This window comes from Rhodococcus sp. P-2 (genome assembly GCF_016598535.1).
Classification (GTDB): Bacteria; Actinomycetota; Actinomycetes; order Mycobacteriales; family Mycobacteriaceae; genus Rhodococcus_F; species Rhodococcus_F baikonurensis.
Genome location: NZ_CP066779.1, coordinates 4,154,598 through 4,179,384, shown reverse-complemented (window position 1 = coordinate 4,179,384; position 24,787 = coordinate 4,154,598). Strand labels below are relative to the sequence as shown.

General features: G+C 62.6%; 23 protein-coding genes and 1 tRNA gene. 9 read left to right on the top strand and 15 right to left on the bottom strand.

What is annotated here, in order from left to right; all coding sequences use genetic code 11:
- Positions 1-31 precede the first annotated feature (31 nt).
- The 3 genes from I7X09_RS19770 to I7X09_RS19760 are packed head-to-tail and all read left to right on the top strand — an operon-like array spanning position 32 to position 2,183.
- A complete protein-coding gene (locus tag I7X09_RS19770) occupies positions 32-727 on the top strand; it encodes an HAD hydrolase-like protein (RefSeq protein ID WP_019748958.1) in 696 nt (231 codons plus the stop codon).
- The gene (locus I7X09_RS19765; RefSeq protein ID WP_325100589.1) at positions 714-1,205 is read left to right on the top strand and encodes a low molecular weight protein-tyrosine-phosphatase; all 492 of its coding nucleotides are present in this window, start codon (positions 714-716) and stop codon (positions 1,203-1,205) included. The genes I7X09_RS19770 and I7X09_RS19765 overlap by 14 nt, the downstream gene beginning before the upstream one ends.
- A gap of 48 nt (positions 1,206-1,253) precedes the next feature.
- Positions 1,254-2,183: an SURF1 family cytochrome oxidase biogenesis protein gene (locus tag I7X09_RS19760; protein WP_200313339.1), complete on the top strand. Its 930-nt coding sequence runs from the start codon at positions 1,254-1,256 to the stop codon at positions 2,181-2,183.
- On the opposite strand, the gene I7X09_RS19755 is transcribed toward I7X09_RS19760, so the two are convergent.
- The 6 genes from I7X09_RS19755 to I7X09_RS19730 form a co-directional block, all read right to left on the bottom strand.
- Positions 2,124-3,143, bottom strand: coding sequence for a cobalamin biosynthesis protein (locus I7X09_RS19755; RefSeq protein ID WP_200313338.1), 1,020 nt, complete (start codon positions 3,141-3,143; stop codon positions 2,124-2,126). The two genes, I7X09_RS19760 and I7X09_RS19755, sit on opposite strands and share 60 nt — an antisense overlap.
- 65 nt (positions 3,144-3,208) lie before the next feature.
- The gene (locus I7X09_RS19750; protein WP_081558012.1) at positions 3,209-3,433 is read right to left on the bottom strand and encodes a hypothetical protein; all 225 of its coding nucleotides are present in this window, start codon (positions 3,431-3,433) and stop codon (positions 3,209-3,211) included.
- A gap of 92 nt (positions 3,434-3,525) precedes the next feature.
- A tRNA-Val gene (locus tag I7X09_RS19745) sits at positions 3,526-3,597 on the bottom strand.
- Between the two features lie 32 nt (positions 3,598-3,629).
- On the bottom strand, positions 3,630-4,094 hold the full coding sequence (locus I7X09_RS19740) for a peroxiredoxin (RefSeq protein ID WP_003941619.1): 465 nt from the start codon (positions 4,092-4,094) through the stop codon (positions 3,630-3,632).
- Positions 4,095-4,129: 35 nt separating this feature from the next.
- A complete protein-coding gene (locus tag I7X09_RS19735; RefSeq protein WP_003941575.1) occupies positions 4,130-4,555 on the bottom strand; it encodes a DUF3052 domain-containing protein in 426 nt (141 codons plus the stop codon).
- A 177-nt stretch (positions 4,556-4,732) separates the two neighbouring features.
- Positions 4,733-5,215, bottom strand: coding sequence for a hypothetical protein (locus tag I7X09_RS19730; RefSeq protein WP_234036637.1), 483 nt, complete (start codon positions 5,213-5,215; stop codon positions 4,733-4,735).
- 311 nt (positions 5,216-5,526) lie between these two features.
- Here I7X09_RS19730 and aceE point away from each other — a divergent pair, with 311 nt between their 5' ends.
- The 6 genes from aceE (at position 5,527) to I7X09_RS19700 (ending at position 14,006) form a co-directional block, all read left to right on the top strand.
- The gene (gene aceE, locus I7X09_RS19725) at positions 5,527-8,382 is read left to right on the top strand and encodes a pyruvate dehydrogenase (acetyl-transferring), homodimeric type (protein WP_095969802.1); all 2,856 of its coding nucleotides are present in this window, start codon (positions 5,527-5,529) and stop codon (positions 8,380-8,382) included.
- A 99-nt stretch (positions 8,383-8,481) separates the two neighbouring features.
- Positions 8,482-9,810, top strand: coding sequence for a PucR family transcriptional regulator (locus I7X09_RS19720; RefSeq protein WP_003941635.1), 1,329 nt, complete (start codon positions 8,482-8,484; stop codon positions 9,808-9,810).
- A gap of 127 nt (positions 9,811-9,937) precedes the next feature.
- A complete protein-coding gene (locus I7X09_RS19715; protein ID WP_200313337.1) occupies positions 9,938-10,846 on the top strand; it encodes an ACP S-malonyltransferase in 909 nt (302 codons plus the stop codon).
- A gap of 84 nt (positions 10,847-10,930) precedes the next feature.
- Positions 10,931-11,206, top strand: a complete 276-nt coding sequence (gene acpM, locus I7X09_RS19710; protein ID WP_003941649.1) for a meromycolate extension acyl carrier protein AcpM — start codon at positions 10,931-10,933, stop codon at positions 11,204-11,206.
- A gap of 7 nt (positions 11,207-11,213) precedes the next feature.
- Positions 11,214-12,464: a KasA/KasB family beta-ketoacyl-ACP synthase gene (locus I7X09_RS19705; protein WP_200313336.1), complete on the top strand. Its 1,251-nt coding sequence runs from the start codon at positions 11,214-11,216 to the stop codon at positions 12,462-12,464.
- A gap of 108 nt (positions 12,465-12,572) precedes the next feature.
- Positions 12,573-14,006: an acyl-CoA carboxylase subunit beta gene (locus I7X09_RS19700; protein ID WP_200313335.1), complete on the top strand. Its 1,434-nt coding sequence runs from the start codon at positions 12,573-12,575 to the stop codon at positions 14,004-14,006.
- 110 nt (positions 14,007-14,116) lie between these two features.
- Here I7X09_RS19700 and I7X09_RS19695 read toward each other — a convergent pair whose 3' ends face one another.
- The 9 genes from I7X09_RS19695 to I7X09_RS19655 all read right to left on the bottom strand — a co-directional run bounded on the left by I7X09_RS19695 (position 14,117) and on the right by I7X09_RS19655 (position 24,770).
- Positions 14,117-14,626, bottom strand: coding sequence for a DUF3145 domain-containing protein (locus I7X09_RS19695; protein ID WP_003941617.1), 510 nt, complete (start codon positions 14,624-14,626; stop codon positions 14,117-14,119).
- 128 nt (positions 14,627-14,754) lie between these two features.
- Complete coding sequence (locus I7X09_RS19690) at positions 14,755-15,594, bottom strand: serine hydrolase domain-containing protein (RefSeq protein ID WP_200313334.1); 840 nt, start codon at positions 15,592-15,594, stop codon at positions 14,755-14,757.
- Positions 15,595-15,632: 38 nt separating this feature from the next.
- On the bottom strand, positions 15,633-16,760 hold the full coding sequence (locus tag I7X09_RS19685) for an NDMA-dependent alcohol dehydrogenase (RefSeq protein ID WP_019748970.1): 1,128 nt from the start codon (positions 16,758-16,760) through the stop codon (positions 15,633-15,635).
- Between the two features lie 330 nt (positions 16,761-17,090).
- Positions 17,091-18,386 (bottom strand): HNH endonuclease signature motif containing protein, encoded by a 1,296-nt coding sequence (locus tag I7X09_RS19680; RefSeq protein ID WP_200313333.1) that lies wholly within the window; start codon positions 18,384-18,386, stop codon positions 17,091-17,093.
- A 72-nt stretch (positions 18,387-18,458) separates the two neighbouring features.
- Positions 18,459-19,133: a response regulator transcription factor gene (locus I7X09_RS19675; RefSeq protein WP_200313332.1), complete on the bottom strand. Its 675-nt coding sequence runs from the start codon at positions 19,131-19,133 to the stop codon at positions 18,459-18,461.
- Positions 19,130-20,332, bottom strand: coding sequence for a sensor histidine kinase (locus I7X09_RS19670; protein WP_200313331.1), 1,203 nt, complete (start codon positions 20,330-20,332; stop codon positions 19,130-19,132). The genes I7X09_RS19675 and I7X09_RS19670 overlap by 4 nt, the downstream gene beginning before the upstream one ends.
- A gap of 18 nt (positions 20,333-20,350) precedes the next feature.
- Positions 20,351-22,567: an MMPL family transporter gene (locus I7X09_RS19665; RefSeq protein WP_200313330.1), complete on the bottom strand. Its 2,217-nt coding sequence runs from the start codon at positions 22,565-22,567 to the stop codon at positions 20,351-20,353.
- Positions 22,568-22,662: 95 nt separating this feature from the next.
- Positions 22,663-23,580 carry a carbohydrate kinase family protein gene (locus I7X09_RS19660; protein ID WP_200313329.1) on the bottom strand — a complete coding sequence of 306 codons (918 nt, stop codon included), beginning with the start codon at positions 23,578-23,580 and terminating at the stop codon, positions 22,663-22,665.
- A gap of 95 nt (positions 23,581-23,675) precedes the next feature.
- On the bottom strand, positions 23,676-24,770 hold the full coding sequence (locus I7X09_RS19655; protein WP_200313328.1) for an ABC transporter ATP-binding protein: 1,095 nt from the start codon (positions 24,768-24,770) through the stop codon (positions 23,676-23,678).
- Positions 24,771-24,787: the final 17 nt, after the last annotated feature.

The following is a 24,787-nucleotide window of genomic DNA, read 5'->3' as shown; positions in this document are numbered from 1 at the left end:
TGCGCGGACATCACCCCTGCCGTCCGGGACAATGAGTGCCGTGACGACACCACCCCTCGACCGTTTTCCGGTAGTTCTGTTCGATCTGGACGGAACCATCACCGATTCCGCTCCCGGCATCCACGGCGGCTTCCGACATGCGTTGGCAACTGTCGGCCATCCGGAGCCGACGGAAGCGATGTTGGCATCGGTGATCGGCCCACCGATGGTCGACACCTTCAGGTCACTCGGTATGGCCCCGGCGGACGTGGACCGGGCGATCGCCGCGTACATCGAGCGCTATGACGCGACCGGGTGGCAGGAGAACTCGGTGTACGAGGGCATGGACGTCGTGCTGGGTAAGGCTCGCGCGAGCGGCACCCGACTGGCCGTCGCGACTTCGAAGTCGGAGCGGTTCGCAATTCGTATCCTCGAGCATTTCGGTCTGGCCGAGCACTTCGAGTTCATCGGCGGCGCAAGTGACGACGGAACTCGACGGGCGAAACCCGATGTGATCGCACACTCGCTGACCTCACTCGGGATCACACCCGTCCTCGCCGCCGACGGCGGAACCCCCGACGTGTTGATGATCGGCGATCGTGATCACGACGTCCTCGGCGCCGCGAAGTACGGCATCCCCACCGTCGTCGTCGAATGGGGCTACGGTTCCGCCGAGGAAGCGCGGCAAGCGTTTCGCTCCGTATCGTCGGCATCCGAACTGGGAGGACTTCTCGATGGCCGCCTCTGAACCACTCCACGTGACTGAACCACTCCATGTGACGTTTGTGTGCACCGGCAATATCTGCCGGTCACCGATGGCCGAAAAGATCTTGCTCGCGCATCTGGGCCGCGAAGGCCTCGCCGACCGGGTCCGTGTCAGCAGCGCCGGTACCGAGGGCTTTCACACCGGCAGTGACGCCGACGAGCGGACCAACGTCGTGCTCCGAGCGGCCGGATATCCGACGGGCCACAGCGCCGCGCAGGTCAACGCAGATCATCTCGCAGCCGATCTCGTCGTCGCCCTCGACACGGGACACGAACGTGAGCTTGCTCATCTCGGCGTGCCCACCGAGCGCCGGCGCCTACTGCGATCGTTCGACCCCGAGGCGGACGGAGAATCGGTTCCGGACCCGTACTACGGGGATCAGGAGGACTTCGAACTGGTTCGAGACCAGATCGAAGCGGCCATTCCCGACATACTCGAGTGGATCCGCGAGCGAGCCTGAACCCGGAGCAAAATTCACTCCCGTTCGGGCAACGGATACCGTGGACGTGTGCGAAGACTGAAATTCCTGTTGCGGCCCGGTTGGTTGGTACTGGCAGCTGTGGTCGGGCTCTTCGCCTACCTGTGCTTCACCGTGCTCGCTCCGTGGCAACTCGGCAAGAACACGAAGACCGAGCATCGCAATGATCTGATCTCGAACTCGATCAACGCGGAGACCGTGCCGATCGGTGACGTCATCGCCGATTCGACGATCGCACCGGACGACGAATGGCGAAACATCACCGCGGCAGGCACCTATCTGCCCGACGCCGACATCCTCGTACGACTGCAGTCCATCGAGGGCGCACCGTCGTACGAGATCCTGACGCCTTTCCTTCTGGACGACGGCCGCACGATCCTCGTCAATCGCGGATACGTTCGGCCGATCAACGGCGCCGAGGCACCGCCCATCGCTGCTCCGCCGACCGAGCCGGTCACCCTCAACGGCCGCGTGCGCCTGTCGGAAGGCACTGCGCCCGGCCGAGTTCCGATGTTCGAGGACGGCGCCAAACAGGTCTACTCCATCGACGCACGACCGATCGGCGAGTTCATCGGAACGGACCTGATCGACGCGTACATCCAGCTCGAACCCGACCAGCCCGGCGGTCTCGGCACGATTCCGCTCCCCCAACTCGACGCGGGCCCGTACCTCTCGTACGGGTTCCAGTGGCTGGCGTTCGGCATCATGGCGCCGCTCGGACTGGCCTACTTCATCCGCGCGGAGTGGCGCGAACGTCGCAAGGAAAAGGCGGCTCAAGCAGCTGTCGACGGCTTCGCAGCGGACGACGCCGCGACCGAGAAGACTCCAGATGCGGCAGCGACCGCACCCCCCGCCGAACCGGCTCGTACCTTCAGCCGTCGCAAGAAGCCGGAACCGGAATCAGTGCCCCTGACGGCGCAGGAAGCCAAACTTGCCGATCGATACGGCAATACCCGCTGAAATACCCGCCGACACCACTGCCGCACTGATCTGCACCGCCGACGAGAGCCTCGACGCGCGGCGCAGATCGTTCGGCGTCGGCACGGGCCCGCTGCCGAGGACGGGGCGCATCTCCACCCCGTGTGCGTACTCGGTCCGGCCGCCCAACGAAATGCCCAATGCCCCTGCTGCCGACGCTTCCGCGACGCCCGCATTGGGGCTTGGATGAGCCGCTGCGTCGCGTTTCCACGCTGTCAGCGATTCGTGCACCGAGCCGCCCACCACCGGTGCACACGCAGCCGTCAGCGCGCCGGTCAGCCGAGCCGGGATGATGTTGACCAGGTCGTCGAACCTCGCCGCGGCCCACCCGAATCTGAGGTATTTCTCGGAGCGATAGCCGATCATCGCGTCGAGTGTGTTGACCGCGCGGTAGGCGAACAGACCCGGCACACCCGCAACCACGCCCCAGAACACTGCGCCGACACTGGCGTCGGAGGTGTTCTCGGCGACCGACTCCAGCGCAGCTCGAGCGAGGCCCTCTTCGCCCAACACCGAGGGATCACGTCCACACAGTGAAGGAAGAAGCTCACGCGCTTTCGTCAGGTCGCCGTCGACCTGTGACGCCTCCAATCGAGCGGCCATGTCGATGCCGGTGCGTGCAAGCGACGTCCCGCCGAGCACGGCCCAGGTGGCTATCGCCGTCGTACCCGTGACGGCCATCCAACCGGCCCGGCGCGAGGCTGCTTCGGCTGCGAGGCCGAGCCCAGCGGCGCCGGCCACGAGCACTGCGACATGAAGCGCTCCGGCCGTCCGCGAATCTCGGTAGGACATCTTCTGCAGCGCGATAGCTGCGGTTCCGAAGCCGGCAACGGGATGGAACTGCCCCGGATCGGCGAATGCCCGATCCGCAACGTAGCCGAGCAGAAGCCCGGCGGCTCGCGCATTGAATCGAGATTGGGACGAACGAACCGAAATCTGCACGAGCGTAGTTGTAGCAGCGACGCTCGTTCTCTGGCCAACCGTCACGTGTCTGCCCGAGCTGAGCACTACCGGTCCCAGTCGATCGTCAGATAGATCAAGCGGTGCATTCGGTTGATTTCCCAGACACGGGCGATCCCGGTCGCCAGCGCGTCGCTTTGGGAACGAACCCGGATCGTCTGCCCCGCGAACAACGCAACACTGAGACTGGGCATCTCGGCGATGTGTATGTGCGGACGGGTGGGATGCACGCGCGTTGGGTCGACGGCTACTTCGATCACAGAACTGGACATGCGTCCAGAATGGCGTATTGCGGACAATTCGTTGTCGAAAACGAAAAACCCCGATCTGCATCGACATGCAGATCGGGGTTCAAATTCTTCGGTGGGCGCGGAGGGTTTCGAACCCCCGACCGCTGGTGTGTAAAACCAGAGCTCTACCACTGAGCTACACGCCCGAACTCCCGGTGAGACCCTCACCGGGAGTGCTCTAAGACTCTAGCGCGGCAAGCGCGTTTGCCCAAAGTCCGTGGTCACGAGCTTCTCCGGGGCCGTTCATCTCGGCAAAACGAATGATTCCGTCTTTGTCGATGACGAAGGTGCCACGATTGGCGAAGCCCAACTTGTCGTTGAACACCTCGTACTTCTGAGCGACTTCACCGTGCGGCCAGAAGTCCGACAGCAAGGGAAATGTGTACCCCTGCTCGGCCGACCAGATTTTGTGCGTCGGCGAAGCACCGACAGAAATCGCGAGAATGGCAGTGTCGTCGTTCTCGAACTTCGGAAGCTCGTCACGGACCTTGCAGAGTTCCCCCTGACAAGTCCCGGTGAAGGCCAACGGATAGAAGACCAGCAGAACATTCTTCTTACCGCGGAAATCTGCGAGCGAAACTTCCTGGTTGTTCTGGTCCTTCAAGGTGAAATCCGGTGCCTGGGCACCAACTTCGAGAGGCATGTGCGATTCCTTGGGAAAGTGCGGAAAGGACCGGGTCAGCGCTTGTTGGCCGGACGAGCCTTCGGCTGAACCAGTCGACTTCCCGACCAGTCACCGAGGTTGGCTGCCGATGTCTGCGTCAGGCCGGCAGTCGGCGCCGATTCGGCGATCTCGCTGGGCTCGACATGTCCGTCGAGACCGGTCTTGGGAGTGAGAACCCACACGAAGCCTTCGTCGGCGAGGGGCCCGATGGCATCCATCAGGGCGTCCACCAGGTCACCGTCCTCGTCGCGCCACCACAGCAGCACGACGTCGATGACCTCGTCGGAATCCTCGTCGAGCATTTCCCCGCCGATGGTTTCCTCAACCGCGGCACGAATGCCGTCGTCGGTATCCTCATCCCAGCCCAGTTCCTGCACCACCATGTCAGTGGTAATCCCGAGTTTCTGAGCGTAGTTCTGGGCATCCGCCGCGGCGACCACGGTGGGGTCCTCCTTTTGTTGATGGTGTGTGGCGACCCCGCACACCTACCGTTTGACGATCAATTAGGGAAAGCGAACATGGTCTGAGGCGTTAGCGCAAGCCGACCACGCCGAAAACTTTCACCAAAGATCGTCTTCTGACACACGCCGAACCTTACGCCTGCGGATTACCGCAGGTCACAGGGATCCACATTCATCGAAGATCGACTTGCGAATCGAATTGCTCGTATCGCTGATCGAATTGATTTCATCCGCCGAATGATCACTCTCGATGACGACGGCAGATGAACGCAGGTTCGCGGCCAATTCGTCGAACAGTCCGGAAAGTTGCGCCGGAAGTTCACTCGAGACCGAGTCGAACCACGAGGCGGTATCGCGTGCCGACGAAGCAGCGGCGCCGGCTTCAGCCCTCAGGTCCGTCTCACCGTGATTTCCGGCGTCGACGTAGGCATTGAACGCGACAACGTCGTTCTTCGATCGAGAGACCGCTTCCTCACAGATCGCGAAAGCCGCCTCCGCCGCATCTGCCGCCGCTTTCGACGAGGACGCCGCCGCCACCGAGACACTCACCTCGGATCGGTATGCAGCCACTTGCGCTTCGTTGGGTACCGCCGATCCGGTCACCTCCGCCGAGCACCCCACGATCACTGACAGTCCCACCGCGATCGATCCGATCGATACCCACGCCCCGACCCTGCCGTAATTGATTTCTTTGTTTATTTTTTCCCACCCCTTCATACGTTCCGATCGATCCCCCAAGCCTGTGACTACGGGGAACCATCACACCCCTGCGTCACGCCGAAAAACGCTACCCGAGAGTAACCAGAGGCGAGGTGTGCCGGACCGACCGGGATGGTGAAAGATGAGGTACGCGCCATATTCACGATGGAAGTGCGTCGGACCTAACAAGGCCTCGATCACCTATGTAAGGACGCCCCACCACGCGTCCCCAAACCAATGAGGAGCACACGTTGTCTGACCTGATCCAGGGTCCCGCGTCCGGGCAGAACGCCGATTCCGGCGCCGCCGGCGAGTCGGGTTCGCCCGCATCGAACACGCCGGGGGGAACCGACGGTCGCGTTCGCGTCATTCGCGAAGGTGTTGCGTCGTACCTGCCGGACATCGATCCGGACGAGACCACCGAATGGCTCGAATCATTCGACGGACTTCTGGATCGATCCGGACCCACGCGTGCCCGCTACCTCATGCTCCGCATGCTCGAACGCGCCGGTGAGAAGCACGTCGCACTCCCCGCGCTCACCTCGACCGACTACGTCAACACGATTCCGACCGAAAACGAGCCGTGGTTCCCCGGCGACGAAGAGGTCGAGCGCCGATACCGCGCCTGGATCCGTTGGAACGCCGCGATCATGGTCCACCGCGCCCAGCGACCGGGCGTCGGCGTCGGCGGTCACATCTCCACCTACGCATCCTCGGCAGCGTTGTACGAGGTCGGCTTCAACCACTTCTTCCGCGGCAAGGACCACCCGGGCGGAGGCGACCACATCTTCATCCAGGGTCACGCCTCCCCCGGCATCTACGCGCGCGCCTTCCTCGAGGGCCGCATCCCCGCGGAACAGCTCGACGGATTCCGTCAGGAGAAGTCGCACGCGGACTTCGGCGGCGCACTGCCGTCCTACCCGCACCCACGACTGCTTCCCGACTTCTGGGAATTCCCGACGGTTTCGATGGGTCTCGGCCCGATGAACGCCATCTACCAGGCCCGGTTCAACCACTACCTCAACGACCGCGGCATCAAGGACACCACCGATCAGCATGTGTGGGCGTTCCTCGGCGACGGCGAAATGGACGAGCCCGAATCACGCGGCCTCGCTCACGTCGCGGCAACCGAAGGCCTCGACAACCTCACGTTCGTCGTGAACTGCAACCTCCAACGCCTCGACGGCCCGGTCCGCGGCAACGGAAAGATCATCCAGGAACTGGAATCGTTCTTCCGCGGTGCCGGCTGGAACGTCATCAAGGTCGTCTGGGGTCGCGAGTGGGATGCACTGCTGCACGCCGATCGCGACGGCGCACTGGTCAACCTGATGAACGTGACGCCGGACGGTGACTACCAGACGTACAAGGCCAACGACGGCGCGTTCGTACGCGATCACTTCTTCGGACGTGACCCCCGCACCAAGGAACTGGTCAAGGACCTCACCGACCAGGAAATCTGGAACCTCAAGCGTGGTGGCCACGACTACCGCAAGGTCCACGCCGCCTACGCAGCCGCCATGGCACACAAGGGCCAGCCGACGGTCATCCTCGCGCACACCATCAAGGGCTACACCCTCGGCAAGCACTTCGAGGGCCGCAACGCCACACACCAGATGAAGAAGCTGACTCTGGACGATCTCAAGGCGTTCCGCGACATGCAGCACATCCCGATCTCGGACGCCGAGCTCGAGAAGGATCCGTACCTGCCTCCGTACTACCACCCGGGCGCGGACGCTCCCGAGATCAAGTACATGCTCGACCGTCGTAAAGCACTCGGCGGATTCCTGCCGTCCCGTAACACCGACGCTGCTCCGCTCAAGCTCCCCGAGGACAAGACGTACGACGTCATCCGCAAGGGTTCGGGCAAGCAGGAAGTCGCCACCACCATGGCGATCGTGCGCATCCTCAAGGAACTGTTGCGCGACAAGGAGATCGGCAAGCGAATCGTGCCGATCATCCCGGACGAGGCTCGCACCTTCGGTATGGACTCGTGGTTCCCCTCACTGAAGATCTACAACCGCAACGGACAGCTCTACACCTCCGTCGACGCCGAACTCATGCTCGCCTACAAGGAGAGCCCGATCGGCCAGATCCTGCACGAGGGCATCAACGAGGCAGGTTCGACGGCTTCGTTCACCGCAGTCGGCACGTCGTACGCCACCCACGGTGAACCGATGATTCCGCTGTACATCTTCTACTCGATGTTCGGTTTCCAGCGCACCGGCGACGGCCTGTGGGCAGCCGCCGACCAGATGGCTCGCGGATTCGTTCTCGGCGCGACCGCCGGTCGTACCACCCTGACCGGCGAAGGTCTCCAGCACGCCGACGGACACTCGCTGCTGCTGGCATCGACCAACCCGGCCGCTGTCACGTACGACGCCGCGTTCTCGTACGAGTTGGCGCACATCGTCAAGGACGGCTTGCGCCGCATGTACGGCGGCACCGAGGGCGTCGACGGTTTCGGTGGCGAGAACATCTTCTACTACCTGACCATCTACAACGAGCCGTACGTTCAGCCGGCCGAGCCCGAAGGTCTCGACGTGGAGGGATTGCTCAAGGGCATCTACCTCTACAAGACGTCCGAAGCAACCGGCCCGAAGGCACAGATCCTCGTCTCCGGTGTCGCGATGCCCGAGGGTCTGCGTGCGCAGAAGCTGCTCGCCGACGAATGGGGCGTCTCGGCCGACGTCTGGTCGGTCACGTCTTGGGGTGAGCTGCGCCGCGAAGGCGTCGAGTGTGAACGTCAGGCGCTGCTCAATCCGTCCGAGGATGCTCCCGTTCCCTTCGTCACCACGGCGTTGTCCTCGGCGCAGGGCCCTGTCGTCGCGGCTTCGGACTGGATGCGGGCGGTCTCGGATCAGATTCGTCAGTGGGTTCCCGGCGACTACACCACGCTCGGCACGGACGGGTTCGGATTCTCCGACACCCGCACTGCAGCGCGTCGCTACTTCAACGTCGATGCCGAGTCCATCGTCGTTGCCGTGCTGATCGGTTTGGCAAAGGAAGGATCGATCGAGCGGTCGAAGGCCGTCGAAGCCGCGAGCCGATACCGCATCGACGACGTGAATGCTGCTCCCGAGCAGACCGGGGACACCGGTAGCGCCTAAGTCGTAGGGCAACAGTCCCAGCGATCGAAAACAGACCTACGCCCATCGCCGCGGGTGTCATCTCGACATCCGCTGCGGCGATGGGCGTAGGTTTTTCTCATGCCCGAACCTGATCCCGAGAAACCCGAAGAGGGCGTACGCCGCACTCGACCACAGTCGTCCGGGTTGCAGGCTGTCCTCGCCCGCCGTCGTCAGGTTCGCGATCCACTTCCCGAGGCCTTGCTCCGCCGCGTCAAACAGTTCTCCGGTCGGCTCTCCACCGAGGCCGTGACCGTGATGGAGGAGCAACTTCCGTTCTTCGACAGTCTCGACGCTTCGCAACGTGCCGACGTTCAGCTCCTGGTTCAGACGTCGGTGGTGAATTTCCTCGAATGGCTGCGGCAACTCGACTCGGAGATCAGCTTCGGATACGAGTCTTTTCCGGTCATCCCTCAGGATCTTGCTCGACAACTCACGCTGCGCCAGACCGTCGACATGGTCCGGGTGGCGATGGAGTTCTTCGAGAAGTGGCTACCGGCTCTCGCCCGCAACGATCAACAGCTGATCGCGCTGACAGAAGCCGTCCTGCGCTACGGGCGTGAACTCGGCTTCGCAGCGGCGACGGTGTACGCAAGCGCCGCCGAATCTCGTGGCGCGCTGGACACACGACTGGAAGCGCTCGTCGTCGACGCCGTCGTGCAGGGAGACACCGGATCGGACATGCTTTCCCGTGCCGCGACGTTGAACTGGGATGCGACGGCTCCGGCCACCGTCATCGTCGGGTCTCCCCCGCCGGACGAGCGCGTCTCGGTTGCCGGCACCGTCCACGCGACCGCCGCCGCGCACGGGCGCGCTGTTCTTGCCGTGGTGCAGGGTCCGCGACTGGTGATGATCGTCAGCGGCGAGCTGAGCAGCAAGACGGAGGGCAGCCAATTCCTTCAGGATCTGCTCATGAGTTTCGCCGACGAGCCGGTGGTGATCGGCCCGACCACGCCCTCGTTGAGCGCCGCACACTTCAGTGCATCCGAAGCTCTGGCGGGAATCAAGGCCGTCGCCGGGTGGCGCGGCGCACCTCGTCCGGTTTTTGCGACTGAACTACTCCCGGAACGGGCACTACTGGGAGACGCCGCTGCCGTAAAGGCTCTCCGCGATTTCCTGGTCGCACCTTTAGCTGAATCCGGCACAGTCTTGACCGATACTTTAGACAGCTATCTCGACTGTGGAGGTGCGGTTGAGACTTGTGCACGCCTTCTGTTTGTTCATCCAAATACCGTTCGGTACCGCTTGAAGCGGATCGCCGAAGTTACCGGCCGGGATCCTACGAATCCACGCGACGCGTACGTACTACGAATCGCCGCTACCGTGGGTCGATTGACACAAATCGATCTCAAATCGAACAATTCGGTTACTTCAGTCACATCTTTAACATCCGGACAAACAAACCTGTAACCCCGGAGCGTCCAATTTCGATGGCCGAGCGCGACGTGGGATTTTGTGGGAACCCTACAAAACACTTCGCCAGAGTTCATCGCGACCGACATCTCGCAGGTCACTCGCGGCGGTGTTCTCTTAATAAGTGATTTCGTTGCTCGCCCCGGGACAGGGCTCTCAGACACCCGGCATGCTCAGCCCCTGGCTGGCACTGCCCGGAGCGCAAGACCGCCTCGAAGTGTGGTCGAAGGCAGCCGGCCTGGACCTCGTGCGACTCGGCACGACCGCAACTGCCGAAGAAATCACCGACACCTCGGTAACCCAGCCCCTCGTCGTTGCCGCTGCTCTGCTGGCATACGAGGAAATCGAATCACGTGGGCTCCTCGGCGCCGACGTCATCGCTGCCGGCCATTCGGTGGGTGAACTTGCCGCTGCTGCGGTCGCCGGTGTCATTTCCGCCGACGACGCCGTCGCGCTTGCCGCCCTCCGCGGCGCCGAGATGGCCAAGGCTTGTGCGCTCGAGCCCACCGGCATGTCAGCCGTTCTCGGTGGCGACGAAGCCGAAGTGCTCGCACGACTCGAAGAACTCGGATTGGAACCGGCCAACCGCAATGCGGCCGGCCAGATCGTGGCTGCCGGACTGCTCACCGCGCTCGAAGAACTCGCAGCAAACGCACCTGAGAAGGCCCGCGTCCGCGCACTGCCCGTCGCCGGCGCTTTCCACACCCGGTTCATGGCACCTGCCCAGGATGCCGTCGCAGCTGCTGCCGCCAAGATCACCCCGTCCGATCCGACGCGCACGCTGCTTTCCAACTCCGACGGCGCACCTGTTTCCTCGGGCGCCGACGCCCTCACCAAACTTGCCGCGCAGGTAACCCGCCCCGTTCGTTGGGACCTCTGCTCCGCGTCGTTGCGGACAGCAGAAGTCACCGCGATCGTGGAACTCCCGCCGGCCGGAACCCTCGTCGGAATTGCCAAGCGCGAAATGCGTGGCACACCGACGGTGGCCCTCAAGAACCCGGAGGATATCTCCGCACTGTCCGAGCTCACCTAGCTCGGGCGCCCACCCGGCCGATCAGCCCGAACGGCGGCCGGACGTTTCACCCCACCTCAATCGATCAAGAAGGGAGCCACACCAGTGGCCCACACTCAGGAAGAAATCATCGCGGAACTCGGCCAGATCGTGGAGGAGGTCACCGGTATCGAGCCTTCCGAGGTCACCGTTGACAAGTCCTTCGTGGACGACCTCGATATCGACTCCCTGTCCATGGTCGAGATCGCTGTTCAGACCGAAGACAAGTACGGCGTGAAGGTCCCCGACGAGGATCTCGCAGGCCTGCGCACCGTCGGCGACATCGTCGCGTACATCCAGAAGCTCGAAGCCGAAGGCGCCGAAGCCAAGAACGCAGAGTGAGCCGACCGTGACTTCCGCTTCTACCCGCAAAGGGAAATTCCCCGACATCGTCGTCACGAGCCTCGCGACGTCGACCTCGGTGGCTGGTGATGTGGATGGCACGTGGAAGGCGCTACTCGCCGGCGAAAGCGGCATCGGAATCCTCGATGACCCGTTCATCGACGAGTTCGACCTTCCCATTCGCATCGGCGGGCACCTGAAGGTTTCACCGGACGAGGGCTTGTCCCGCGTCGAAATTCGACGGATGAGCTGGGTGGAACGCCTTGCCCTCACGTTGAGTCGCACGGTCTGGAGCAACGCCGGCAGCCCCGAAGTCGATCAGGACCGCCTCGCGGTTGTCATCGGCACCGGACTCGGCGGCGGCGACACGCTCATCGACGCCGTCGACAAGCTCCGTGGCGGCGGATACCGCAAGGTGTCCCCGTTCTCGGTGCAGATGGTCATGCCCAACGGACCAGCCGCAACGGTCGGGCTCGAACTCGGGGCCCGCGGTGGCGTCATCACCCCGGTTTCGGCATGTTCGTCGGGATCCGAGGCAATTGCTCACGCTCACCGCATGCTTGTCATGGGTGACGCGGACATGGTTGTGGCCGGTGGAGTCGAGAGCTTCATCGACGCGGTTCCGATCGCGAGCTTCGCCATGATGCGTGCGATGAGCACCAACAACGACAATCCGGCCGCAGCTTCACGTCCTTTCGACAAGGACCGCGACGGATTTGTCTTCGGCGAAGCCGGCGCACTGATGATCCTCGAAACCGAGGAACATGCAAAGGCACGCGGGGCAACGATTCACGCCCGCCTGCTCGGTTCCGGAATCACTTCGGACGGGTACCACATCGTGGCACCGCATCCGGAAGGCCTGGGCGCGGCGCGAGCCATGACCCGAGCAATCGAGATGGCCGGACTGACGAAGTCCGACATCAAGCACATCAACGCCCACGCCACTGCGACGCCGATCGGTGACATCGCAGAGGCAAAGGCAATCAACGCAGCGGTCGGCAATCACGCTGCGGTGTACGGCCCGAAATCCGCGCTGGGACACTCGATCGGCGCTGTCGGCGCCCTCGAATCAGTCCTGACGGTTCTGGCAGTGCGTGACGGGATCATCCCGCCGACGCTCAACGTTGACAGACAGGATCCAGAAATCGATCTCGATGTCGTCAAGGGTGAACCCCGAACCGGCTCTTTCGATTTCGCACTGAACAACTCGTTCGGTTTCGGTGGGCACAATGTCGCGCTCGCCTTCGGTCGGGCCTAGCCCGAACCGCGGTTTGCACCTGTCCGCGGGTGTCGTTGCACCACAACGTCACCCGCGGACAACACCGACCTTTCGTTCCACCCAAGGCTCGTACTGAAGGAGGACGCGATGACCATCCTGGCCCCCGTGACAAAGTCCGAATCATCGACAGACCCGCGCGATCCTCTTGCGCGCCTGGAAAATCTGTTCGACCCCGGCACGACAGTGCCGCTCCACGCCCGCGACAAGTCCGGCGTGCTCGCTGCGTCCGGAAACATCGACGGCGTGCGCACCATCGCATACTGCTCCGACGCCACCGTCATGGGCGGCGCCATGGGCGTCGACGGTTGCAAACACCTCGTCAAAGCCATCGATACCGCCATCGAGGAAGAGTCCCCCATCGTGGGCCTCTGGCACTCCGGTGGCGCGCGTCTGGCTGAAGGCGTCGAAGCGCTCCACGCCGTCGGACTTGTCTTCGAGGCCATGGTCCGCGCGTCGGGTCTCATACCTCAAATTTCGGTCGTGCTCGGCTTTGCCGCCGGTGGAGCCGCGTACGGTCCAGCCCTCACCGACGTCGTGATCATGGCGCCGGAAGGCCGAGTGTTCGTCACCGGCCCAGACGTAGTTCGCAGTGTCACCGGCGAACAGGTAGACATGGTGTCACTCGGCGGCCCGGACACACACACCAAGAAGTCGGGTGTCGCGCACATCGCCGCACACGACGAGGCCGACGCATTGCACCGCGCGCGCCGCCTGGTCTCGATGATGTGCGAGCAGGGCGAATTCGATCAGCGGGCAGCGGAACTCGGCGACAGTGATCTGCGCGCCATGATGCCTGCATCCGCAAAACGTGCATACGACGTTCGTCCGATCGTTCACGAAATGCTCGACAACGTCGAAGGTGAGTCGAGTTTCGAAGAACTGCAAGGTAATTACGCCCGGAGCATCGTCACCGGTTTCGGTCGGATGGCCGGACGCACCGTTGGTGTCATCGCGAACAACCCACTCCGACTCGGCGGGTGCCTGAACTCCGAAAGCGCCGAGAAGGCCGCTCGATTCGTGCGACTGTGCAACGCATTCGGCGTGCCGCTCGTGGTCGTCGTCGATGTTCCCGGGTATCTGCCGGGCGTGTCGATGGAGTGGGAAGGCGTGGTTCGGCGCGGAGCAAAGTTGCTTCACGCCTTCGCCGAGGCAACTGTCCCCCGCGTCACCGTCGTCACTCGAAAGATCTACGGCGGCGCCTACATAGCAATGAACTCGCGAGCACTCGGTGCCACGGCCGTATTCGCTTGGCCCAACTCCGAAGTAGCCGTGATGGGCGCGAAGGCCGCGGTCGGCATCCTGCACAAGCGGGCTCTCTCTGCGGCACCGGACGACGAGCGCGAGGCATTGCACAACCGTCTCGCCGCCGAACACGAGGCGATCGCGGGCGGCGTAGACCGCGCGGTTGAAATCGGCGTCGTCGACGAGGAAATCGACCCGGCGAAGACTCGCAGCATCGTGACCGCTGCGCTCGCATCTGCACCATCTGTCCGCGCGCGCCACAAGAACATTCCGCTCTGACAACCCCGGACAGCAAGGTGGGCCTCGCCGATACGGCGGGGCCCACCTTTGTCATTCAAGTCTTTGTCGTTCAATCCGCGAGAGCACTCAGGGTTCAGGATGGACCTCGGTCAGCTGACACGCCTTCGCAGCCAGGTCACTTCGGCGCCTTCGCCGGAACTCCGGAAGGGTTCGAGTTCCTCGTCCCACGGTGCGCCTATCGCCCGATCGATCTCCGCGGCGATGTCTCCACCAGAATTCATGATGGACCGCAGTTTCATCTCCCCAACGACGACATCACCGTTCGCACTGGTGGATCCGCGCCACAAGCCCAGACCGGGCACATGGCTGTACCGTTCGCCGTCGACGCCGTGGCTCGGGTCCTCGGTGACCTCGAAGCGCAACATCGGCCACGCCCGTAGCGAATCGACCAGGCGGGCACAGGTTCCGACGGGACCTGTCCAGTCCGTCGTCGCACGCAGAAGTCCGTCGTAGGCAGGCTGTGAGGTCCATCTGAGCTTGGCAGGGCTGTCCAACGTGGCGGACAAAGCCCAATCCACGTGCGGGCACAGCGCCGCGGGCGACGAGTGGATGTAAACCACACCAGTCGTCACGTCCGCGAATTGATTCATTTCGCGCACTCGAGCCTCCTGCTTCGACGAGGGACGTCTTCCCCAACGACCTCTGTCGAGTTCGTGCAGCACGCTCGATTGAACAGTGTGCCTTGTGTTACCCGTGTTGCGCCAGTGGAAGGAGAGAAATTTGTGCTCTATCGGGAAACTTCGCCGATCACACCATCGGACAATTCAGTCCACAAAGGCTTGGCCCAATCACCGAAATCACGATCGGTCAGCACGACGCACGCAGAATGGATCGTGGGATCGACCCACAGGAACGTCCCCGACTGGCCGAAATGACCGAAGGTTGCAGCCGAGTTCTCGAGCCCCGTCCAGTGCGGACGCTTGTCGGCGCGGATTTCGAATCCGAGTCCCCAGTCGTTGGGGCGCTGAGAGCCGTAACCCGGAAGAATTCCGTTGAGCCCCGGGAACTGAACAGATGTCGCCTCTGCGAACGTCTGCGTCGAGATCAGCGTCGGCGAGAGCAGTTCGGCCGCGAACTTGGCCAAGTCGTCTGCCGATGCCTGCGCACCGTGGCCGGCCGGACCGACAAGAGCGGCGCTGGTCATCCCCAACGGCGCGAACACCGCCTCGGCCAGATAATCGGCAAACTCGATCTCGGTCTCCCGGGAAACCAACTCGGCAAGAACTTCGAAACCCGCACTCGAATAAATCCGCTTCGACGCCACCGGCGCCTGAACGACACGTTCGGCGAATGCCAACCCCGAGGCATGCGCGAGGAGGTGACGAACGGTCGACCCCTCGGGCCCGGCCGGCCCATCCAGCTCGACCGCCCCTTCCTCCACTGCCACGAGAATCGCGTAGGCGCACAACAGTTTTGTCACCGAAGCCAGGGGGAAAACGTGCGACTGGTCGCCGCTGAAACCACGAACGCGGTCGCCCTCAACCGGATTCTTCCCGGAGAGGACGACCGCTGCCGCGTTGTCGACCGGCCACTGCTGGATTACGTCGAGACTGTGAGTACTGGGCACCCGATCAGACTACTGGCACAAGAGTTGCGAGCTTCCGATCACCAGTCAGCTTCGGTGTAGCGGATGACGCCGCGGATGTTCTTGCCATCCAACATGTCCTGGTAGCCGTCGTTCACGCCTTCGAGCGTGTAGGTCCGAGTGACCATGTCGTCGAGGTTCAGCTTGCCCGCCTTGTACATCGCGAGAAGGTTCGGGACGTCCTGGCGAGCGTTGCCACCACCGAAGATGTTGCCCTGAAGATCCTTCTGAAGCATCGACATCAGGAACAGGTTCAGCTTCACATCCATGTCCGTCAGATGCCCCATTGCGGTGACAACACAACGGCCAGCCTTGGCCGTCAGAATCATCGCTTCTTCGACGTACTCACCCTTCATTTCGCCGACGGTGATGATCGTCTTCTGCGCCATGCGTCCATACGTAGCGTCGATGATCGGCTGAATGGCCGCGGCGGCGCTTTCGAAAGCATGCGTTGCACCGAACTTCAGAGCCTGCTCACGCTTCCACGGCACCGGGTCGATGGCAAAGATGTACCGAGCACCCGAGGCAACTGCACCCTGCAGGGCACTGATACCGACGCCGCCGACACCCATGATCACCACGTCTTCGCCCGGCTTCACATCAGCGATGTGGGTTGCCGATCCCCAACCGGTGGGAACACCGCAACCGACGAGTGCGGCAACCTCGAACGGGATGTCCTTGTCGATCTTCACCACTGACGACTGGTTCACGACCATGTAGGGCGAGAACGTCCCTAGCAGGCACATCGGGATCACGTTTTCGCCGCGAGCCTGGATCCGGTACGTGCCGTCGCTGATGGCCTGGCCGCTGAGGAGGCCCATCCCGAGGTCACACAGATTCTGATGTCCGGCCGAACACGCCGGACAGGTTCCACAAGCCGGAATGAAGGACAGAACGACGTGGTCGCCGACCTCCAGGCCCTTGACCTCCGGGCCGAGCTTGGTGATGACGCCCGAACCCTCGTGCCCGCCCATGACAGGGAACGACGGCATCGGAGTCGCGCCGGTGACGATGTGGTGATCGGAGTGGCACATTCCGGCCGCTTCCATGCGAATTTGAACTTCGCCGGCTACCGGTTCGCCGATCTCGATCTCCTCGACGGACCACTTTTCGTTGAGGCCCCACAGGATTGCACCCTTGGTCTTCACGTCACTTCACCCTTTCATTCGCACACCCGCATCTATCTCTGTGACCATAGCCACAAATCCGCGAAATTGGAACGTGTTCTAACGAAAGATTTTGCACTGCAGGTCAGACGTCCAAATGACCTGGCACAATCGGCGCGGCGAGGATGAAATAACGACCCACTGAGTGGGACAACTGCACTGTCACTCCCCGAAAGCACGGCACCTCAGAAAGCACGGCACCCCGCACAGCCCCACTGAAAGCAATCCCCAACGAAGGCACCTGGGCTCCGCCTCCAACAGATAAGTCGGACGCGGAGCCTGGCCGTGTTCTGTTGTGCCTGAGGTTCGTCCTCAGGTTGTGAAGGTGGTGTTCGCCGGCCGCGGGTGCCGCTGCGGATCGATCGACGGCGGCGGAATGAACCACGGCTTGTTGTCGACGCCGATCCGGATCTCCCACTTTCCGACGAACCCGGATTTGCGATGCATCAACCGATGATGTGAACGGCACAGCAGGACCAGGTTGTTCATCACCGTCGGGCCGCCATTGGCCCAGTGCCGGATGTGGTGCGCATCGGTCCACGCGGGGACGCATGTGCAGCCGGGGAACGCGCAACCCTTGTCTCTCGCGATCAACGCCACTCTCTGTTCGGCGGTGACCAACCGTTTCCCGGGTTTCGCATCGAGCGGCGCTCCGTGATCGTCGAGTAGGACAGTGGACAGGAAGCAGTCGCACCCGAGAAGCCTGGTCTGCGATACCGAGAGTGGTCCGAGCCAGGGCATGTGCCCGACATCGAGATCCGACACAGACCCACCATCAGTGGGGGTCGTGGCGCAATCGCGGTGCTCGGCGAGATCACGGGCGTTGATGTGTACGTTCACGTGCGGCCGCTGGCCGCCATCCATGCCGGTTTTGGCGCAGTCGAGATAGCGGCGGATCAGTTCGGTGAACCCGTCGGCGGTCCGCTTCGCCGCCGACCGAGAATCCGGCGTTCCATCGGGTGCCGGGGTCGGCATCGTCAGATTCGACAACGCCGACAACAACATTTCGCCGGTGAGGGCATCGAAATCCCCACGCACCACCACCCGACCATTCAGCGTCGAGGCGATCCTCAACTCGTTGCGGTCGACGTCTTCGGCGGGTGGAATTTCATCGGATTCGAAGATTCGCTCCAACGTCGCGATGACGTTCCGCACCTTCGTGGTCGTTGCTTCCACACCCGACGCGGCCGCCAACAACAAGTCGATGCACTTCGGTAGCGCTTCCTCCGGCATCCCCTTCGGCGGTGACTCGCAGAACGCCACTATCAACACGGCGTGCTCGAACGAACAATCCCCGCAATCGAATCCTGTCGCCACAGCGGGGAATGCGCGTAGAGCCGCGCCGAGGGCGGCGATCTTCTTCCCGTCCCGCACCTGCAACATCGTGTTCGCCGCCAACCACGCACCCACCCCGCGGCTCGCGATCACCTGATCATCCGGACGCAACGACAACTCGTCGACCACCGCCACCCGAACAGCCTCGAGACGCAGAATCTCGGCGCTCGCAGACACCGCAGCAGCCCGCAACTCAGAAGCCGACAACCTCCACAGACGTCCACGCAACCCCACCGCAGAACCAGACACCACACCCGACAACAAGACACTCATTGAATCCCCCGATCCCCCGATCCCCTACACAAAGAGTACTCGAACATGCGTTCGAGTCAAGAGTTTCTCGAGTCAATCCACCGAACGTCCTGGAACGACCAAACCGCATTGATAGGCCAGAACCACCAGTTGCGCGCGGTCACGGACATCCAGTTTCGTCATCGCCCGGTTCACGTGCGTTTTTGCGGTGACAGCGCTGATCACCAACTCCGCGGCGATTTCGTCGTTGGACATCCCCAGGGCAACGAGAGTTACCACTTCGAGTTCACGTGGGGTCAATTGACCGAAAATCCCAGACGTCGAGTCGGCCCGCGACGGGGTGGAAAGGAATCGAGAAATCAACGCACTGGTCGCAATCGGCGACAACAAGGAGTTCCCACTCGCGACCGTTCGCACGGCATCGAGCAGGCCTTCAGCCCGGATTCCTTTGCCGATGAACCCGCTGGCTCCCGCCCGAATCGCCTGTGCCACATGCTCGTCCACTTCGAAGGTCGTCAGGATCAACACATGTACGTCGGAGAGATCCGGATGATCGGCAATCATTGCCGTTGCTTCGACGCCGCTGGTGCCCGGCATGCGAATGTCCATCAGTACGACGTCGGGTCGGTGCGCGAGCGCCGCCTGGAATGCCTGCTCTCCGTCTGCTGCCTCGGCGACCACCTCCATGTCGTCTTCCGAACCGATCAGCAGCGCAAGCGTTTGACGGAAGAGTGCCTGATCGTCTGCCACCACCACCCGAATACTCACGACTCCTCACGCTCCGAACCGCTTGACACCGAGACAAGCGGCAGTTGGGCATCCACACGAAATCCCCCGTCCGCGCGGAATCCTGCCGAAACCTCGCCTCCCATCGCTTGCGCCCTTTCCTTCATTCCCAGCAGTCCGTACCCGGGTGGCGAAGTCGAAGGCACTGCCGTTCCGGCGTTTTCGACCGTCAGGACCAGAACCTCGGCTTCGTACGACAACGTCACGGTGACGGCACCGGGCAGCGCGTGCTTGCTCGCATTCACGAGTGCTTCCTGGATGATTCGGTACGCCGTGAGGTCTACCGCGGGCCCGAGAGGGCGCAGCGAACCCACAGCGCGCACGTCGATTTCCATTCCTGCACTCACGAATTGATCCACCAGCGCCGGTAGATCCGACAGCCCTGGGGCCGGCTTCATCGAGCGATCGCTGTCCTGAGCATCACGGAGAACTCCAACCGTGGCCCGAATTTCATCGAGTGCCGCCTTGGACGTTTCCTCCACGCCGCGCAGTGCAGTCGTCGCCTTCTCCGGGTCTTTCCCGATCAAGTGCGACGCGACCCCGACTTGCAGGTTGACCAAGGCAATGTGGTGCGCGACAACGTCGTGCAGGTCCCGCGCAATCCGCATCCTTTCTTCCACGACGCGATGTCGGGCCTCGTCCTCGCGCATTCTTTCCGCTTGCACCGCGCGCGCCTCGACGGACTCCAGATAGGCGCGGCGAGAACGGACCTCGGCGCCGGCAAAACTCGCCATCAGCAACCAAGCCAACAGCCCCAGGGCCTCCTGCAGCAGATTGTTCCCGACTCCCAGGAAGATCGTGACGAGCATCAGCGAGCTGACGGTGCTCGCCGCTGCGAAAAAGGTCGTCCGGCGGTCGCTCGTGCTGGCAACGTAATAGAGGCACACCATCGCTGCGGAACCTGTACCGGCATTCGGCGGCGCTGACAGTGCAATCATCAACACACCGAGGAGTACTGCCACCGCCAGCGCCGAGAACGGATAGCGCCTGCGGAACACGATGGTTGCCGCTGCGATCACTGTTACAAAGACTCCCATAACTGTTACTTCGCGGGTGTCATTGCCATCGAGCGCGATGCGGTGCGCCGTCCACGTGGCAAGGAGCACGAGAATCGTCAGTGCCAGGTCGATGGTGCGCGGGTGTTCCGCACACCATCGACCCCACGTCGATGTCGAAGTCATCGATCTACCGTATCCGGGTCACACCGACAGCTTGTCGCTCGTAGGCTCACTGAATTCCCTCGAATCGGCGAGCAGCGCAGTCAACTGCTCCCCCTCGACATCCACGTTCGGGACCAACCGGTCCAGCCAGGCGGGGAACCACCATGCCTTCGAGCCCAACAGCGACATGACGGCGGGCACGACGGTCATACGAATCACGAAGGCGTCGAACAGAACCGCGAACGAGAGTCCGAGTCCGATCTGCATGATGAAGGCGTCGCCACCGAAGATGAAACCTGCGAAAACGGCGATCATGATCAGCGCGGCGGCCGTGACCACTCGGGCGCCCTGGTCGAAGCCCTTCACGACTGCTTCGTCTGGTCCGTCACCGTGGACGAACGCTTCACGCATTCTGGTCACCAGGAACACCTGGTAGTCCATCGCCAACCCGAAGACGATGCCGATCATGAAGATGGGCAACATCGCGACAACTGACCCGGTTTGACCTTCGATTCCGAGAATGCCGGCGAACCAGCCCCACTGGAAGATGGCAACCAGCACACCGAACGTCGCGCCGATGGAGAGCAGAAATCCGAGAGTTGCCTTGAGCGGTACCAAGATCGAGCGGAACACCAACATGAGGAGAACGAAGGCGAGGCCGACGACCAATGCGAGGTAGGGAACGAGGGCATCGGCAAGACGGTCCGATACGTCGATCGTCAACGCTGTCTGCCCGGTGACCGACATCGTGGCCCCGGTCTCGTCGGTCAGCGATCCGGCAACCTCACGTATATCTGCGACGAGCGCCTTTGTTGCCTCGGTTTCGGGGCCGCTCGACGGAACCACCGTGATGACTGCTGTGTCACCGGCCTGATTGAGTGCCGGCGGCGTCACTGCTGCTATGTCGGGCAGAGCACCGAGTTTTTCCTGGGCCCCACTCAATGCCGATGCCGGATCCGCAGCGTCGGCAACGTCGACGACCACCATGAGTGGACCACTGAACCCGGCACCGAATCCCTCGGAAAGTCGGTCGGTGGCTCGGGCCGCAGTGGTATCGGGGACAGGTGGGCTCGCCAGGCTCAGGTTGATGCCGAAGGTGGGGATCGCCAGCAATCCCAGCCCGAGGACCGACGCGAGCAAAACCGGAACTCGACGCCGGATCACGAACTTGGCCCATCGCGATCCTGCGCCCTCTTTCGTTTTGCGATGCGTCAACTGCCCACCGGATGCAAGCAATCGACGGTCGGAGCGACTCAGAACGCGCGATCCTGCAAAACCCAGCGTGGCCGGTAGCAGAGTCAGTGAAATGACCACTGCAACAGCAACTGCGAACGCTGCAGCCAGACCCATGCTCGTCAGGAACGGGATGTTCACGACGAACAATCCCGCCAAGGCGATGAGCACGGTCAATCCCGCGAACACTACTGCCGAACCCGCTGTCCCGGCTGCACGGCCCGCTGCGATTTCGGGATCGTGCCCGTCACGTAGTTCCGCGCGGTAACGCGAGACGATGAACAGCGAGTAGTCGATCGCTACTGCCAACCCCAGCATCATTGCCAGGACGGTTGTGCTCGAACCCAATTCGATGAAGCCCGTTGCGATGGTGATCGTGCAGATCGCGATACCGATACCGATGAGCGCGCTGATCAACGGAAGCCCTGCCGCCACCAACGAACCGAAGGTGACCGTCAGCACCACCGCGGCGATCGCGACTCCGATCACCTCTCCCATGGATTCGGCGCTGCTTTCCATCAGCACGTTGCCGGCAACATCGACTGCCAGTCCTGAATCCGAGGCGTCATGGACAGCAGACTCGAGAAGTTCCTTCGAACTGTCCGGCAAGTCCATCGAGTCGGCAGTATAGGAGACCTGCATGTATCCGATCGTCCCAGTCGGCGACACACCGCCGGAGGCATACGGATCCGACACCGCTGCAACCTCGGGGTCCTTCCCGAGCGCAGAGACCAATTCACCGACAGATCGTTGAATGGCCGGATCGGCGAGCGTTGTGCCCGCGGGAGATTCGAAGACGATGCGAGCACTGGCTCCACCAGTGGACGATTCCGGGAACCGTTCAGCCAGAAGGTCTTGCGCAGCTTGCGATTCGGTTCCCGGAATCGACAATGTATTGACGGTCGGGCCGGACAGCGTTGCTGCGCCTACTCCACCCGCCACCAGCAGGACAACCCAGAAGCCCACCATTGCCCAGCGGCGACGGAACGCGAATCGCGAGAGTTTGTACAGGAATATCGACATGCGTATCACTGTGCCGATACACGGGCCCGTCGCACATCGTGCACAGGTAGGCAGTTCGACGTACTGCGCTCGCAGTAGGGCGGTGGTCCCCAGGGCTAGACGGGCAGGCCCAACTCCCTTGACCACGGCGGATCCGCCCCGGGTCGTGACACGGTAACGGCTGCCGCGCGTGCCGCAAAGGTCAATGCGGCCGACCAATCTGCCTCGGAGAACCCACGCACAACGGCGGCGTCGAGTGCGTCGTGACGATCGAGATAGGCCAACAGGGCTCCGTGTACCGTATCGCCCGCACCGATCGTGTCCGCGACGTCGACCGCGGGCGCCGGAACCGAAACATCGAGTTCCTTGGTGATCAACCTCAATCCATCGCCGCCACGGGTGAGTAGGACGGCGCCGACGCCTTCGTCGAGCCACTCGGCGCCGTCGACCGAACCCAACCACTTCGCGTCGTCGTCGCTCACTTTGAGAATATCGATGGCGGGCAACCACGATCGAAACCGTCGTCGATATGCGTCCGGGTCGGAGATCACCGCCGGACGAATGTTGGGGTCCACCATGGTGAGTCGACCGCGAGAGTGCGCTTCGTGCAGCATCGCTTCGTAAGCGGAGGCCCCGGGCTCGAGCACCAGCGACAGCGTCCCGAACGAGAACGCCCGAGCAGAGGGAAGTTTCGGCAGCGCGAACTGTCGATCCGCCGTTCCCTCGAGGTAAAAGGAATACCGCGCACCTCCGTCCGCTGCAAGGTTCACGACGGCCAGAGTTGTCGGCTCTGGCCCACGCTCGACTCCGGCTGTGTCGACATTCGACGCGGCCAGCGAGTCGATCATCCGATCTCCGAACGCGTCGAGGGACAAGCGCGAGACGAATCCCACGTCGGATCCCAGTCGCCCCAGTGCGATCGCAACGTTGAACGGTCCACCGCCCAACTTGGGTGAGAAGTTCTCCCCCACCGGAACCAGATCGACCAGTCCCTCACCACACACCACGACGGATCGTTCGCGTGTATCACTCATCGGTAGACCCTAACCTTCTCACCAGTCGAAGATGGATGTGACCTGCTCGGCACGAACGAGTTCGGGTGCCGAGCAGGTCACGATTGTGGTGGGATTCAGCTACCCACGCGGTCACCCGTAGTCGGGTCGAAGAGGTGAACAGGACCGTCCACCCGCTCGAAGCCCAGCGTCTGGCCGTACTGCAACTTCGATCGCCCGCCGGTGCGGGCAACGAGCGAAATCGGGTCGGCTTCGGTACCAGGCACGTGTGCGTAGATGTACGACTCGTTACCCAGTTCCTCTACCAGGTCGATCTGAGCTGCGATTCCGTCTCCGGCAGCGACCACCTGGAATTGCTCGGGCCGAATTCCCACTGTGACCGAGGCCAGACCGGCCGCGGCGATTGCCGCCATCTGCTCGCGGTCTAGCGGAACCTCGACGTCACCGAAACGCACCCCACCCGAACTGACCGGCGCCGTTACCAAGTTCATCCCTGGAGATCCGATGAAGCCTGCAACAAAAGCATTGGCCGGCCGATCGTAAAGTTCTGTGGGAGAGGCGAATTGTTGCAACTTCCCGCCCTTGAGCACTGCCACGCGGTCACCCATCGTCATCGCTTCCACCTGATCGTGCGTGACGTAGACGGTGGTGGTTCCGAGACGACGCTGCAACGCCGCGATCTGCGTTCGGGTCTGCACGCGTAGCTTTGCGTCGAGGTTGGAGAGCGGCTCGTCCATGCAGAACACCTGTGGTTCGCGAACGATGGCGCGGCCCATGGCAACTCGTTGCCGTTGACCACCGGAAAGCTTGGCCGGCTTGCGGTCGAGATACTCCGTCAGGTCAAGCAGTTTGGCCGCTTCGGCAACTTTCTTCTTACGCTCCTCGACGGGCACACCGCGCATCTTCAACGCGAACCCCATGTTTTCGCCGACGGTTTTGTTGGGGTACAGCGCGTAGTTCTGAAAGACCATTGCGATGTCGCGATCCTTCGACGGGACATCGGTCATGTCCTTGCCGTTAATGGTGATCGCCCCGGAATCGATGTCCTCGAGCCCTGCCAACATGCGCAAGGCCGTGGACTTTCCGGAACCTGACGGACCGACGAGCACGATGAACTCGCCGTCCTTGATATCAAGATCGAGTGAATCGACAGCGAGGGTCCCAGCACCTTCGTAGATGCAAGACGCTTTCTGGTACGAGATTTCAGCCATGACGAACTCCTGAGAGG

Bases quoted from the DNA above. Each gene is read 5' to 3' on its own strand.
- I7X09_RS19770 (WP_019748958.1), top strand. From the start codon at position 32: ATGAGTGCCGTGACGACACCACCCCTCGACCGTTTTCCGGTAGTTCTG.
- I7X09_RS19765 (WP_325100589.1), top strand. From the start codon at position 714: ATGGCCGCCTCTGAACCACTCCACGTGACTGAACCACTCCATGTGACG.
- I7X09_RS19750 (WP_081558012.1), bottom strand. From the start codon at position 3,433: ATGTCCAGTTCTGTGATCGAAGTAGCCGTCGACCCAACGCGCGTGCAT.
- I7X09_RS19740 (WP_003941619.1), bottom strand. From the start codon at position 4,094: ATGCCTCTCGAAGTTGGTGCCCAGGCACCGGATTTCACCTTGAAGGAC.
- I7X09_RS19720 (WP_003941635.1), top strand. From the start codon at position 8,482: ATGCCCGAACCTGATCCCGAGAAACCCGAAGAGGGCGTACGCCGCACT.
- I7X09_RS19700 (WP_200313335.1), top strand. From the start codon at position 12,573: ATGACCATCCTGGCCCCCGTGACAAAGTCCGAATCATCGACAGACCCG.
- I7X09_RS19680 (WP_200313333.1), bottom strand. From the start codon at position 18,386: ATGAGTGTCTTGTTGTCGGGTGTGGTGTCTGGTTCTGCGGTGGGGTTG.
- I7X09_RS19670 (WP_200313331.1), bottom strand. From the start codon at position 20,332: ATGACTTCGACATCGACGTGGGGTCGATGGTGTGCGGAACACCCGCGC.
- I7X09_RS19665 (WP_200313330.1), bottom strand. From the start codon at position 22,567: ATGTCGATATTCCTGTACAAACTCTCGCGATTCGCGTTCCGTCGCCGC.
- I7X09_RS19660 (WP_200313329.1), bottom strand. From the start codon at position 23,580: ATGAGTGATACACGCGAACGATCCGTCGTGGTGTGTGGTGAGGGACTG.
- I7X09_RS19655 (WP_200313328.1), bottom strand. From the start codon at position 24,770: ATGGCTGAAATCTCGTACCAGAAAGCGTCTTGCATCTACGAAGGTGCT.